This is a genomic window from Allobosea sp. NPDC003192, from assembly GCF_050275675.1.
In the GTDB taxonomy this organism is placed as follows: domain Bacteria; phylum Pseudomonadota; class Alphaproteobacteria; order Rhizobiales; family Beijerinckiaceae; genus Allobosea.
In genome coordinates this window covers 61,858-74,621 of sequence record NZ_JBNNPK010000021.1, presented here as the reverse complement: position 1 = coordinate 74,621, position 12,764 = coordinate 61,858, and the positions used below count along the sequence as shown (strand labels likewise).

General features: G+C 65.1%; 9 protein-coding genes, 1 tRNA gene and 2 pseudogenes. 8 read left to right on the top strand and 4 right to left on the bottom strand.

What is annotated here, in order from left to right; translation table 11 throughout:
* Nucleotides 1-28 precede the first annotated feature (28 nt).
* The 3 genes from ACQKLX_RS24150 (at nucleotide 29) to ACQKLX_RS24140 (ending at nucleotide 3,676) form a co-directional block, all read left to right on the top strand.
* Nucleotides 29-874: an IclR family transcriptional regulator gene (locus ACQKLX_RS24150; RefSeq protein WP_427364099.1), complete on the top strand. Its 846-nt coding sequence runs from the start codon at nucleotides 29-31 to the stop codon at nucleotides 872-874.
* Between the two features lie 246 nt (nucleotides 875-1,120).
* Nucleotides 1,121-2,710, top strand: a complete 1,590-nt coding sequence (locus ACQKLX_RS24145; RefSeq protein ID WP_427364098.1) for an ABC transporter substrate-binding protein — start codon at nucleotides 1,121-1,123, stop codon at nucleotides 2,708-2,710.
* Between the two features lie 192 nt (nucleotides 2,711-2,902).
* Nucleotides 2,903-3,676 (top strand): enoyl-CoA hydratase/isomerase family protein, encoded by a 774-nt coding sequence (locus ACQKLX_RS24140; protein ID WP_427364097.1) that lies wholly within the window; start codon nucleotides 2,903-2,905, stop codon nucleotides 3,674-3,676.
* A 28-nt stretch (nucleotides 3,677-3,704) separates the two neighbouring features.
* Here the strand turns inward: ACQKLX_RS24140 and ACQKLX_RS24135 are convergent.
* A pseudogene (locus tag ACQKLX_RS24135) lies at nucleotides 3,705-4,031 on the bottom strand (IS3 family transposase); the annotation flags it as partial.
* On the opposite strand from ACQKLX_RS24135, the pseudogene ACQKLX_RS24130 reads away from it, so the two are divergent.
* Nucleotides 4,003-4,209 (top strand): annotated as a pseudogene (locus tag ACQKLX_RS24130) (integrase core domain-containing protein); the annotation flags it as partial. The pseudogenes ACQKLX_RS24135 and ACQKLX_RS24130 sit on opposite strands and share 29 nt — an antisense overlap.
* Before the next feature lie 330 nt (nucleotides 4,210-4,539).
* Here ACQKLX_RS24130 and ACQKLX_RS24125 read toward each other — a convergent pair.
* Both ACQKLX_RS24125 and ACQKLX_RS24120 read right to left on the bottom strand, forming a co-directional pair.
* Nucleotides 4,540-5,718, bottom strand: a complete 1,179-nt coding sequence (locus tag ACQKLX_RS24125; RefSeq protein WP_427364096.1) for a Fic family protein — start codon at nucleotides 5,716-5,718, stop codon at nucleotides 4,540-4,542.
* A 348-nt stretch (nucleotides 5,719-6,066) separates the two neighbouring features.
* A tRNA-Gly gene (locus ACQKLX_RS24120) sits at nucleotides 6,067-6,141 on the bottom strand.
* A 362-nt stretch (nucleotides 6,142-6,503) separates the two neighbouring features.
* Between ACQKLX_RS24120 and ACQKLX_RS24115 the strand changes: the two genes are divergently transcribed.
* The 4 genes from ACQKLX_RS24115 (at nucleotide 6,504) to ACQKLX_RS24100 (ending at nucleotide 10,107) form a co-directional block, all read left to right on the top strand.
* Entirely contained in the window at nucleotides 6,504-7,031 is a 528-nt protein-coding gene (locus ACQKLX_RS24115; protein ID WP_427364095.1) for a prolyl-tRNA synthetase associated domain-containing protein, read from the top strand.
* 87 nt (nucleotides 7,032-7,118) lie between these two features.
* Nucleotides 7,119-8,018, top strand: a complete 900-nt coding sequence (trxA, locus tag ACQKLX_RS24110) for a thioredoxin (protein WP_427364094.1) — start codon at nucleotides 7,119-7,121, stop codon at nucleotides 8,016-8,018.
* 20 nt (nucleotides 8,019-8,038) lie between these two features.
* On the top strand, nucleotides 8,039-8,710 hold the full coding sequence (locus ACQKLX_RS24105) for an LON peptidase substrate-binding domain-containing protein (protein ID WP_427364093.1): 672 nt from the start codon (nucleotides 8,039-8,041) through the stop codon (nucleotides 8,708-8,710).
* Nucleotides 8,707-10,107, top strand: coding sequence for an MFS transporter (locus tag ACQKLX_RS24100; protein WP_427364092.1), 1,401 nt, complete (start codon nucleotides 8,707-8,709; stop codon nucleotides 10,105-10,107). The genes ACQKLX_RS24105 and ACQKLX_RS24100 overlap by 4 nt, the downstream gene beginning before the upstream one ends.
* A 166-nt stretch (nucleotides 10,108-10,273) precedes the next feature.
* Here the strand turns inward: ACQKLX_RS24100 and ACQKLX_RS24095 are convergent, their stop codons facing one another.
* Nucleotides 10,274-12,667, bottom strand: a complete 2,394-nt coding sequence (locus ACQKLX_RS24095; RefSeq protein WP_427364091.1) for a transketolase-like TK C-terminal-containing protein — start codon at nucleotides 12,665-12,667, stop codon at nucleotides 10,274-10,276.
* Nucleotides 12,668-12,764 lie beyond the last annotated feature (97 nt).

Here is a 12,764-nt window from a genome sequence, read left to right as displayed (position 1 = left end):
GAAGCGAACCAGAGGACCGGACCGCACAATGGCGTCGCAGCCGACGAGTCACACTTCCGCACTGTCCGCGGCCGACGGCGGAGAAGCGCTTTCGACTTCCGGTCCGGAGATCGACGAGCGCCTTTTCGTCGCATCCGTCGCCAAGGCGATGAAAGTCCTCGAAGCTTTCGACAAGTCGTCTTCGAATCTGAGTTTCTCCGACATAGCGATCCGGACAGGGCTCGGCCGCAGCGCCTCGCAGCGCTTCATCTACACGCTCGAACGTCTCGGCTATCTCGAACGCGACGAGCAGGCCAAGCGCTACTCGCTCTCCAGAAAGGTTTTCCGCTTCGTGCAGCATGCGGCCTCGTCCAACCTTGGGCTGGAGGCAGCCTACCCGGCGATGCGCGAACTCAGCGAGCGGACGCGCGAGACCATTTCCTGGGTTGAGGTCGACGGTGCCGAGATCGTCATCATCGCGACGCTGCCCAGCACCCATATCTCGTCGGTCAACCTACCGGTCGGCACGCGCTTTCCCGCGCTGTCTTCGTCCTCAGGACAGATGCTGCTCGCCCATTGCGCGCCGAGCCATGTCGAGAAGATCTGGGCCATGTCGCATCCTTCGGTCGCGCAGAGGACGAAAGCCGCGAACGCTGCCGCGATGATGGGCGTTCTCGAAACGGCGAAGACGGCGGGCTTCTCGGTTACCGAGAAGAACATGGAACAGGGCAGCATCTCCGTCTCCGCGCCGGTCCACGATCGTGCCGGCCGAGCTATCGGAGCCATCAACCTCTCGACACTGACAACCCGCTATGACCGTGGCACGGCGATTCGGGAACTGGCCCCGCTCGTCACCAAGGCCGCTCAGCGCGCGACTGAGACTCTGATTTCCTGACTATCCGGGCCACCCCCGGGTCCAGATGCACCATCCTGCTCGGCGCGGCTTGCCTCACCGTGTTCCTGCACATGTCCGACGAATAGCGAAACCCATTTCTTCAGCGCGTTCCCGTCTATCGGCAGGACGGCCTCGGATCTGCACGGCAGCTGCGAATCCGCCCGCAGCGTCGCGACTTGGCTTGACAGTTCATAGAAATTGTATTCGTATATTAGTTATTGCAATACAATAATACGGGGATGAGACATGTTCCGGTCCATCGTTACGCCCATGCGGCGTCTCGCGCTGGCGTCTACTCTCATGCTGGGCCTTGGCGTGCCGGCGGCATTGGCGGAGAAGCTCGCCATCGGCATTGGCGGCTCTGTGAACTCGCTCGACCCGCACTTCTACAGCACGACCCCGAACAACCTCGTCGCGTTCCATATCTTCGACCGGCTGGTGCATCGCAGCTCCGATGGCAAGCTGACGCCCGGCCTCGCCACCGAATGGCGCGCCGTCACCCCGACGACCTGGGAGTTCAAGCTGCGCGAAGGCGTGACGTGGCATGACGGCAAGCCTTTCACCGCCGACGACGTCGCTTTCACCCTGAAGCGCGCCATCGATGTGCCCAACAACCTCGGCGGCTTCGCCGGTATCATCAGGCCGATCAAAAACGCCGAGGTGGTGAACCCGACGGTGATCCGGCTCGAGACCACGAGTCCCGTTCCCAATCTGCCGAGCGACCTGACCCGCCTCGCCGTCGTCTCGCGTCACGCGGGCACCGACGCCAGCACGGCAGACTACAACAGCGGCAAAGCCGCTATCGGAACCGGCCCCTTCAAATTCGTCAGCTATACGCCCGGCGAGCGCATCGAATTTGTCCGCAACGACAATTGGTGGGGCGACAAGCCGCAGTGGACGAGCCTGCGGATCCGCCTCATCCCGAACGTGGCTGCGCGCACCGCGGCCCTTCTGTCGGGCGACCTTGATATGATCGACTCGCCATCGGCGAGCGACCTGCAGAGGCTCGAAAAGACCGATAACGTCCGCATCGCCTCGGTCGCCGGTATGCGCGTCAACTATGTGGTGCCGATGATCAAGCCCGCCGAGGACGCCCCTGCCGTCCTCGACAAGAAGGGAGCCAGGATCGACCCCTCCCCCTTGACCAATCAGAAGGTGCGTGAAGCCATGTCGTTGGCCATCAACCGCACCGGAATCGCCGAACGCATCCTGCTCGGCACCGCCACGCCGACTGGCCAATGGCTGCCACTCGGCATCATGGGCTACGACGCCAAGACGCCGGTGCCGGCTTACGATCCGGAGAAGGCGAAGCGGCTTCTGAAAGAGGCGGGCTTTGGCGACGGCTTCAAGCTGACGCTGTCCACCTCGAACGATCGCGTGCCCTACAGCGTCGAAGTCGCACAGGCCCTCGCACAGATGTGGAGCCGCATCGGCATCGAGACCACGATCGATGCAATTCCGTTCAGCGTTTACTCCTCGCGCGGGGCCAAAAGTCAGTTCGCCGCCTATCTCGGCAGCTGGAGCAACAATTCGATGGAGGGCACCGGTCTGCTGCGTGACCTGGTCGGTGTGCGCAACAAGGAGACGGGCTGGGGACTCTACAACTGGGCCCAATACTCCAATGCCAAGCTGGATGACGTCACCGCAGCCGCGATCGCGGAGACGGACGATGCCAAACGCGAGCAACTCGTGCTCGATGCTGTCAAGCTGGTCACGAGCGACGTCGCTATCATCCCACTCTATCACTTCAAGAACATTTGGGTCACGCGCGGCAAGCTCCGCTACGAGCCGCGGGTCGACGAACTCACGCTCGCGATCGATGTCCATGTGAAGTGATCAGAGCTGCCACGGTTGCCAGCAACGAACCGGAACTCCACGCCCGCCGGAGCTGCACCTGGCCGACGCCCAAATGTCAGTCAGGCGCCAGGACGATGCTGAGCGACAGCACCTTCCTGACAGAGTTTCCCGGCGCCGACGTTGCGCGGAATTCAGACTGATCCCTTTCGAGCAAGGCCACTGGAGACAGACATGACGGATTCCGTTCTCATAGAGGTGCGCGGTGCGATCGGCATCCTGACCCTCAACCGCCCGCAAATCCTCAATGCCTGGAACGCGCCGATGCGGGCCCGCCTCGTCGAGGGCCTCGACGAACTCGAGGCGAACGAGGCCGTGCGCGCCATCATCTTGACCGGGGCAGGGGATCGGGCGTTCGGAGCCGGGCAGGACCTCAATGAGACCAAGACCTTCGATCCCGACCGCGCCGAATTGTGGATGGGCGAATGGGAGCGGCTCTATGACCGCATCCGCTCGCTCTCGAAGCCGATCATCGCGGCGCTGAATGGCGTCGCTGCTGGCTCGGCCTTCCAGGTCGCGCTGCTCTGCGACCTGCGCATCGGCCATGATGGCGTCACCATGGGGCAGCCCGAGATCAATTCCGGCATCGCCTCGGTGACCGGCCCCTGGATCATGCGCGAGATGATCGGCATCGCCCGCACCATCGACCTGACCCTGACCGGGCGGATGATGACTGCCGACGAGTGCTTCCGCATCGGCCTGATCAACCGGATCGTGCCGAAGGACAAGGTAATGGAAGCGGCTCTTGCCTTGGCCGGGGAGCTGGCCGGAAAGCCGCCCGTCGCCATGCGCCTCAACAAGGCCCGCTTCCGCGAGGTCACGGAGGAGAGCTTCCGCGAGTGCCTCAAGGCCGGCATCCGCAACCAGCGCGAGGCTTACGGCACCGGCGAGCCGGCGCGGATGATGGAGCAGTTCCTGGCCGCGCGTTCCGTGCGCAAGGGCGTGTGAAGGCGCAGTCTGAGCCAGTACGTGCTGAAGCGCTGTCGGCGACGAGCGTCAGGCACTCGCGCGTATAGTCATCGACGATGGCGAGCACCCTGAAGCGACGACCGTCCGAGATCGTGTCGGAGAGAAAATCGAGGCTCCAGCGCGTATTGGCCCGATCAGGCACGAGCATGGGCCTGCGCGTGCCCAGTGCCCGTTTGCGGCCGCCGCGCCGGCGCACCTGCAACTTCTCCTCGCGATAGAGCCGCCGCAGCTTCTTCTGGTTCATCACGATGCCCTGGCGGTCCAGCATGATGTGGATCCTGCGGTAGCCGAACCGCCGGGGCTCTCCTGCCACGGCCTTCATCGAGGCGTTCAACGGGCGCTTTCGCAGCGAATGCCTGAACACCCACTGGTTCATGACGCTTGCGGACGCCGCGGAAAAGATGGAGGCTTGGCTCAGATACTACAACGAGGATCGGCCGCACGGGGCTATCGGCAACAAGCCTCCGATCCTGCTGCAAAATCCCGGCAGAGCACCCAGCCTGCCGCCGTGATCAAAGGCCGGAAACTCCAGCCTCCGGCGGTCCAGCGAATGGACTCGGATCACGTGAGTGACGGACTCTACTCAAATCTGGCGGAAGATCAGGGCTCAGGTCAGGTTTTACGGAAGTGCTGAAGACGCATCCGCGCGGAAGGTCGGGGAGACCGCCCCGGACGGCGCCGGCTCGCCGGCGCGCACCCTTTCCCGCGCGAGGGCGGAGCCCTTAGCAAATCTGTTTCGCTGACATGGCAGCCTGAGCAATTTGCCGCCCGGACTTTCAGAACGTCATCTTTCGGTCGCTAGGTGCGAGTCTAGCTGAGACAGTGCGCCAAAGACGGTCATGTTATGACGGTAGCGGGTCCGTGCCCTCGCTCAAAATAGCAAGATAGCGGCGATAGCTGAACACACGCCCACGCTTACGTCCTGTTACCTCTTCGACAATTCCGAGCCGTTCCAGATCGGCTAAGGCGGCATTGACTGTGGGCATGCTGAGGCCTGTCTGGCCGACGAACTGCCCGGCGGTGAGGAAGGGATGTAGTTGCAAGAGTTCATGGACGCGCAGTGCCGAGCCGGGGCGATCGCTTTCCGCGGTGATCCGCTCGCGATCCGATCTGAACAGGTCGACGATGCGCGTTGCGGCATCGAAAGCCTGGTTCGCAGTTTCGGCGACGCCCGCCAAAAAGAACTCAAGCCAAGCCTCCCAGGCGCCGCGCTCGCGCACCTCCTGCAGGAGACGATAATAGTCGGCCCTGTGCGTTTTCAGATAGAGGCTGAGATAGAGCAGCGGCCGTCGCAGCACTCCATGAACGCAGAGAAACAGCGTCACCAGCAAGCGGCCGATGCGGCCATTGCCATCAAGGAAGGGATGGATCGTCTCGAACTGCACATGTAGCAACCCGGCCTTGATCAGCGCTGGGAGCCGCGACCGGTCTTCATGCATGAAGGCTTCGAAGGCAGCGAGAGAAGCGTCGAGCTCCGTCACAGGTGGCGGGACGAACAACGCGTTGCCGGGGCGGGTGCCGCCGATCCAGTTCTGGGAGCGCCGGAACTCGCCTGGGTTCTTTGTGTCGCCGCGACCGCTTTGCAGGAGGCGGGCGTGCATCTCTCGAATGAGCCGGAGCGAGAGCGGGAGCTGATCCAAACGCTCGAGACCGAACATCATGGCATCGACGTAATTCGAGACCTCGCGAATGTCGTCGATTGGCTGGCCAGACTGCGCTTCCGTCTCGAAGCGCAGAAGATCGCTCAGCGTCGACTGCGTCCCTTCAATCTGCGAGGAGAGCACCGCCTCCTTGCGCACATACATGTAGAGGAAGAGTTCTTGGCGCGGCAGCAGCGTGGTGATGCCGTCGAGCCGGCCGAGTGCCCGCTCGGCCAGGCTCAACTGCGGTAAGAGGGCGAGAATGTCGATCGGCGGCTGTGGCGGAAGGGCGGGCGGCACGAAGGCGCGGACGACATCGCCTCCGACAGGCGTGTCGATGAAACGTCCTAGTCGCGAATCGAGGGGGGGAGCGTCAACCATGCAGGCACTATCGATGGTGGGCTCTATTTAAGCAATTGCCAGTTGGCTTAATTAATGATCCTGCTAAGGTAAGCGCGCTTAAATAGCGATGTGCTGGATCGAAGGGAGCACGGGAGCGATGCCGACCATGCTGTCCGCAGCAAAGGCGATTGTCCTCAGCAAGGCGCTCGGCACCACTGCATCGGCCCCGACGAGCCGGCCAGAAAGCCGAATGTCTGCTGCATCGCACAACGCGGCAAATGCTTTCTGCTGCTTCCCCCCTGCTTCCCCGGCGGGGCCAGAGGGGGTGGGGAAGCAGAAAACGCCCCGAAGGGCGTCTGCTAAGAGCTTGATTTTATTGAGATTGTCTGGAGCGGGCGAAGGGATTCGAACCCTCGACCCCAACCTTGGCAAGGTTGTGCTCTACCCCTGAGCTACACCCGCATCCGAGACAGTCGCGCCGTGTTGGCGGCGCGGCCGGGTTATTGCCCCAAAGCGACGGGAAGCGCAAGCGCCTTGTTGCAATTTTCTGATCGTCACGTGACAGCCCGGCAAAACAGCCCGGAAAATGCGGCTGTTTCGGGGGATGCTTCCTGCCATGAGGATAGCCGTATCGTCCCAGCAGTCGATATGGCGGATGCGAACCCGTCATTCCGGAGGCGACTCGCTGGCTCCCACGTCCGGCGAAATGCAGTGCGCGCAACGGAGCGGCAAGATCGGCACGCTTCTTTCGCGCCTCGCGTCGCTTGCCTGCGCGGGCCTGCGGCCTTAGGCATCGGCTCGTTCTCATTCCCTATTGGCTGCCCATGCCCACGCCGCTCTCTCCCGACGACCTCATCGCAAGACTCGACGAGCTCGGCATCAAGACCGAGCGGATCGACCACGTCGCCGTCTTCACCGTCGCCGAATCGAAGGAATTGCGCGGCAAGGTTCCCGGTCACCACACCAAGAACCTGTTCCTGAAGGACAAGAAGGGGCGGATCTTCCTGGTCTCGGCGCTGGAGAGCACGCGGATCGACCTGAAGCGGCTGCACGAGCGGCTCGGCGCCAGCGGGCGGCTGTCCTTCGGCTCGGCCGAGCTGCTGATGGAGAAGCTCGGCGTCACGCCCGGCTCGGTCACCGCCTTCGCCGTGGTCAACGATCATGCCGGAGACGTCACCATGGTGCTCGATGCCGCCCTGATGGATGGCGGGCGCCTGAATTTCCATCCGCTGGTCAACACGGCGACGCTCGGCATCTCCAGGGACGACATGCTCGCCTTCCTGCGCGCGGTCGGACACGAGCCGATGATCATTGACCTTCCGACGCCGCCGGACGATGGACAGAACGGCTGAAGCCACCCATCTATGGGGTGGCTCGCCATGGCGGGCATCCGGTTTTCCGAATTTCACGTCGACAGATTGCTAGGTGAAGGACGAGCCATGCTGGTCAATGGCGATGCGGCCCCGGCCAAGGGGACGATCAAGGACACGACAACGCAGGGCTTCCGCCAGGACGTCATCGCCGAATCGATGAACCAGCCGGTGCTGGTCGACTTCTGGGCGCCATGGTGCGGCCCGTGCAAGCAGTTGACCCCGGTGATCGAGAAGGTGGTCAACGAGGCCGGCGGCAAGGTCAAGCTGGTCAAGATGAACATCGATGAGCACCCGGCGATCCCGGGCCAGCTCGGCATCCAGTCGATTCCGGCGGTGATCGCCTTCCAGCGCGGCCAGCCGGTCGACGGTTTCATGGGCGCGCAGCCGGAGAGCCAGGTTAAGGCCTTCATCGAGCGTCTGGTCGGGCCGATGGGGCCGGGGCCGGTCGAGGAGGTCCTGGCGGCTGCGGCGCAGGCGCTCGAGGCGGGCGATGCCGCCGGCGCGAGCGAGCTCTATGCCGAGGTGCTGGCCGCCGAGCCCGAGAACATCACGGCGATCGCCGGGATGGCGCGCCTGCATCTCGACGCCGGCGACATCGAGGGTGCCAAGGGCTTTCTCGCCATGGTGCCGGAAGCGAAGGCGCAGGATCCGGCGGTGGCTGCCGTCCGGGCTGCGGTCGAACTCGCAGAGCAGGCCGCCTCGCTCGGCGACACGGCCGAACTCGAAGCCAAGCTCGCGGCCAATCCCAGGGATCATCAGGCGCGGTTCGACCTCGCTCTGGCCCTGAACGCCCGCGACAAGCGCGAGGAGGCGGTCGACCATCTGATCGCGATCATCAAGGCCGACCGCAAATGGAACGATGACGGCGCCCGCAAGCAGCTGCTGCAGTTCTTCGAGGCCTGGGGGCCGATGGACGAGCACAGTGTCGCCGGGCGGCGCAAGCTGTCGGGCCTGCTGTTTTCGTGAGGAGAGGGGAGCGCACGCCGATGGGCATGAACGCGGTCTACTCCGGGCCGGGTGACTGCCCGGCGGTGATCCCGCTCTTTCCGCTCGCCGGCGCGCTCTTGCTGCCGCGCGGGCAGATGCCGCTCAACATCTTCGAGCCGCGCTATCTTGCCATGATCGACGATGCGCTGCGCACGCACCGCGTCATCGGCATGATCCAGCCCGAGCCGGAGAACGGCCGCCAGGCGCAGGCACCGGGACTGCTTCAGGTCGGCTGCATCGGCCGGATCACCCAGTTCGCCGAGACGGGCGACGACCGCTACATCATCACGCTGACCGGCGTCTCCCGCTTCCGGCTCGAGGAGGAGCTCTCGGTCACCACACCCTATCGCCAGGGGCGCGTCTCCTATGGCGACTTCGTCGTCGATTTCGAGGCGCGCGCCGGCGAGGACGAGGTCGACCGCGCCGGCCTGCTCAAGGCGCTGCGCAGCTTCGCCAAGGCGAACGAGCTCAAGATCGACTGGAAGGGCGTCAACGAGGCGCCGAACGAGGCGCTGGTCAATGCGCTCTCGATGATGTGTCCGTTCGGGCCGCGCGAGAAGCAGGCGCTGCTGGAGGCGCCGAGCCTGAAGAGCCGGGCCGAGGTGCTGGTCGCAATCACCGAGATCGAGCTGGCGCGCGGCGGCTCCGACCCGGACACGACGCTGCAGTGAGCGCCGCGTCCCTGCCTGCTGCCGGCGACCGGCCGGCGACCTATCCGCCGCGGCGCTCGGTCGTCGCCTGGATTTTCTTCGACTGGTCGGCGCAGCCCTTCTTCACCCTCGTCACCACGTTCGTCTTCGCGCCCTTCTTCGCCTCGGCGCTGGCGAGCGATCCGGCCGAGGGCCAGGCGCTCTGGGGCTATGCGACCGGCCTTGCCGGGCTCGCCATCGCGCTGCTCTCGCCGCTGCTGGGCGGCATCGCCGACCGCACCGGGCCGCGCAAGCCGTGGATCGCCGTGTTCGGCGCGATGCTGGTCGCGGGCTCGGCGATGCTCTGGTATGCGAAACCGGGATCGCCCTGGGCGGTGCCGATCGCGCTTTGCGGCTTCGTCATCGGCACGATCGGCGCGGAGTTCGCGACGATCTTCAACAATGCGATGATGACGCGCCTCGTGCCGCCGGAGCGGCTCGGGCGGCTCTCCGGTACCGGCTGGGCCGTCGGCTATCTCGGCGGCCTGGTCTCGCTGGCGCTGACGCTCGGCTTCCTCGCCGCCGATCCGCATACCGGCAAGACGCTGGCGGGCTTGTCGCCGCTGTTCGGGCTCGATGCCGCCGCGCGCGAGGGCGACCGCTTCTCGGGACCGCTCACCGCGCTCTGGTTCGTGGTCTTCGTCACGCCGATGTTCCTGCTGACGCCGGATTCTCCGCGCACCGGCATCCCGCTCAAGCAGGCGGCAGCCGGCGGCTTTTCGCATCTCAAGGCGACGATCGCCGAACTGCCCTCGCTGCCCGGGCTCGGCCGCTTCCTGCTCGCCAACATGATCTACCAGGACGGGCTGGTCGCGCTCTTCGCCTTCGGCGGCATCTACGGTGCCGGCGTTTTTGGCTGGCAGACGATCGAGCTCGGCGTGTTCGGCATCCTGCTCACCGTCACCGGAACGCTAGGGGCCTGGGCCGGCGGCAAGCTCGACGATGCGATCGGCGGCAAACCGGTGATCCTCGGGGCGATCGCCTGCCTGCTCTTCGCCTGCCTCGGCATCCTCTCGCTCGGGCCGGGGCAGGTTGCCTTCGTGATCGAAGCGGCGCCAGCGACGCCGGGTGATGGCCTCTTCGCCTCGCTGCCTGAGAAGGTCTATCTCGGCCTGGGCCTACTGATCGGTCTCGTCGCAGGCCCCCTGCAGGCCTCCTCGCGGAGCCTGCTCGCCCGGATCGCGCCGCCGGCCAGGATCGGCGAGTTCTTCGGCCTGTTCGCGCTGGCGGGGAAGGTGACCTCGTTCCTGGGGCCGACGCTGGTTGCGCTCGCGACGACCGTTTTTGCGAGCCAACGCGCGGGCCTGGCGGTGCTGATCGGCTTCTTCCTGACGGGTGCGTGGCTGATCGCGGGCGTGAAGGTGAAACGGGGCGGCTGATCCGAGGCGCGGGGAACCCTCTCCTGGAAGGAGAGGGCAGGGTGAGGTGTGGGCGGTTTGACCAGTTCCGCGAGCGCTCACCGCGGCTACGTTGCAGCTAACGATTTCACTCCGAACACCTCACCCCTGCCCCTCTCCTTTCAGGAGAGGGGTTCCGTGTTGCGCCCTATGGCAGCGCCTTGAGATATCTCACCGGCCGGCCCGGCGCCGCTGCGTTCGCCGCGTGCACGATGGCGTTCGCGTCGATGCCGAAATGGCGGTAGAGGTCGGCGACCGTGCCAGTCTGGCCGAAATGCTCGACGCCGAGCGCCTTCTGCCTGTGACCGTGGACGCTGCCGAGCCAGGCTAGCGTCGCCGGATGCCCGTCCAGCACCGAGACGATGCCGCAATCGCGCGAGAGCTCGCCCAGCAGGCGCTCGACATGGCTGGTCGCGGCGTGGTTGCCGCGCTGGCGCGCCCGCTCGGCTGCTTGCCAGCCGGCGTTCAGCCGGTCGGCCGAAGTGATGGCGAGCAGGCCGACATCGCGCCGGTCCTCACCGAGCAGGCCGACAGCCTCGATCGCCTCGGGCGCGACGGCGCCGGTATAGGCGATGACGACGGAGGCGTTCGGGCCGGGCTTCCTCAGCCAATAGGCGCCATCGATGATGTCGCGCTCCAGCTCCAGCGTCATGGCGCGCTTGGGCTGCTCGACCTGGCGGGTCGAGAGCCTGAGATAGACGGAACCGCCGGTCTCGTCGCGCAGCCAGGTGCGCTCGTCTGGGTCGCCCTCGCCATCCTTCTGCAGATATTCGAACGACCAGCGCATCATCACCGCGAGCTCGTCGACGAAGGCCGGCTCGAAGGCGCAAAGCCCGTCCTGGCTCATGCCGATCAATGGCGTCGCGATCGACTGGTGGGCGCCGCCCTCGGGCGCCAGCGTGACGCCGGCCGGCGTCGCCACCACCATGAAGCGGGCGTCCTGGTAGCAGGCATAATTCAGCGCATCGAGGCCGCGCGAGATGAACGGGTCGTAGAGCGTGCCGATCGGGATCAGCCGCTCGCCGAAGATCGAGTGCGACAGGCCGAGCGCCGAGAGGTTGATGAACAGGTTCATCTCGGCGATGCCCAGCTCGATATGCTGGCCCTTCGGCGAGAATTCCCATTTCTGCATCGAGGGGATGCGCTCGTCCTTGAAGGTGTCGGCCATCGAGGCCCGCGCGAACAGGCCGCGCCGGTTGACCCAGGGGCCGAGATTGGTCGAGACGGTGACGTCGGGCGCCGTGGTGACGATGCGGTCGGCGAGCGGGCCGCCGAGTTTCGCCAATTCGTCGAGCACCTTGCCGAAGCCCATCTGCGTCGACATCGTCGCCTGGATGCCGGCTTCGAGCTTGGCCGGGACGGGCAAAGCAGGGGCCGAATGACGCCGGCGCCCCTTGGCGAAGAAGGGCACCTTGTCGAGGAAGGCGCGGATCTCCCTTTCCGGCAGGTTAAGCCCCTCGAACAGATCCCATTCATGGCCGGGCCGGACCTTGTTGGCGGCCTTGAAGCCTTCCATCTGCTCCTTGGTCATCAGGCCGGCATGGTTGTCCTTGTGACCGGCGAGCGGCAGGCCGAAGCCCTTGACCGTGTAGGCCAGGAAGCAGACCGGCCGGTCATGCGTGATGCCTTCGAAGGCTTCGAGCAGCGAGGGCAGGTCGTGGCCGCCAAGATTGCACATCAGCGCCGAAAGCTCGGCATCGGAGCGCTTCTCGATCAGCTTGGTGACCGGGCCCTGGTCGCCGAGATCGTCCATCAGGCGCTTGCGCCAGGCGCCGCCGCCCTGGAAGGTCAGGGCCGAATAGAGCTGGTTCGGGCAGGAATCGATCCAGGCCTTCAGCCGCTCGCCGCCCTTCTCCTTGAACGCCGCCTGCTGCAGCGAGCCGTATTTCAGCGTGACGACGTCCCAGCCGAAGGCGCGGAACATCTGCTCGATCCGGTCGTAGAGGCCTTCGCGGACGACCGCGTCGAGCGACTGGCGGTTATAGTCGATCACCCACCAGGTGTTGCGCACGCCGTGCTTCCAGCCCTCCATCAGGGCTTCGAAGATGTTGCCTTCGTCGAGCTCGGCGTCGCCAATCAGGGCGACCATACGGCCTTCCGGGGTGTCGCCGCCCCAGCCATGCGCCTTCACATAGTCCTGCACCAGGGATGAGAAAAGCGTCTGGGCGACGCCGAGGCCGACCGAGCCGGTCGAGAAGTCGACGTCGTCGATGTCCTTGGTACGCGAGGGATAGCTCTGCGCGCCCTTGTAGCCGCGGAAGTTCTCGAGCTTTTCCTGCGTCTGCAGGCCCATCAGGTAGTTGATGGCATGGAAGATCGGCGAGGCATGCGGCTTCACCGCCACCCGGTCCTGTGGCTTCAGCGCCGCCATGTAGAGCGCTGTCATGATTGTCGCCAGCGAGGCCGAGGAGGCCTGATGGCCACCGACCTTCATCCCGTCATCATTGGCGCGGATGTGATTGGCGTTGTGGATCGTCCACGACGCCAGCCAGAGGATCTTCTTCTCGAGCTCGGCGAGGACAGGCAGACGGGGATCGGACATCGCGGTGCTCCTTGGGCCGAGACATCATGCACAATCGCCTTGGGGAAGGCAGCTAAAGACCGCCCCGCCGGCTTACGGATTTGGCGGTTTCCGCTAA

What these genes read in the sequence shown, in the direction of transcription:
- ACQKLX_RS24150 (WP_427364099.1), top strand. Translation starts at nt 29, where the DNA reads ATGGCGTCGCAGCCGACGAGTCACACTTCCGCACTGTCCGCGGCCGAC.
- ACQKLX_RS24145 (WP_427364098.1), top strand. Translation starts at nt 1,121, where the DNA reads ATGTTCCGGTCCATCGTTACGCCCATGCGGCGTCTCGCGCTGGCGTCT.
- ACQKLX_RS24140 (WP_427364097.1), top strand. Translation starts at nt 2,903, where the DNA reads ATGACGGATTCCGTTCTCATAGAGGTGCGCGGTGCGATCGGCATCCTG.
- ACQKLX_RS24125 (WP_427364096.1), bottom strand. Translation starts at nt 5,718, where the DNA reads ATGGTTGACGCTCCCCCCCTCGATTCGCGACTAGGACGTTTCATCGAC.
- ACQKLX_RS24115 (WP_427364095.1), top strand. Translation starts at nt 6,504, where the DNA reads ATGCCCACGCCGCTCTCTCCCGACGACCTCATCGCAAGACTCGACGAG.
- trxA (WP_427364094.1), top strand. Translation starts at nt 7,119, where the DNA reads ATGCTGGTCAATGGCGATGCGGCCCCGGCCAAGGGGACGATCAAGGAC.
- ACQKLX_RS24105 (WP_427364093.1), top strand. Translation starts at nt 8,039, where the DNA reads ATGGGCATGAACGCGGTCTACTCCGGGCCGGGTGACTGCCCGGCGGTG.
- ACQKLX_RS24095 (WP_427364091.1), bottom strand. Translation starts at nt 12,667, where the DNA reads ATGTCCGATCCCCGTCTGCCTGTCCTCGCCGAGCTCGAGAAGAAGATC.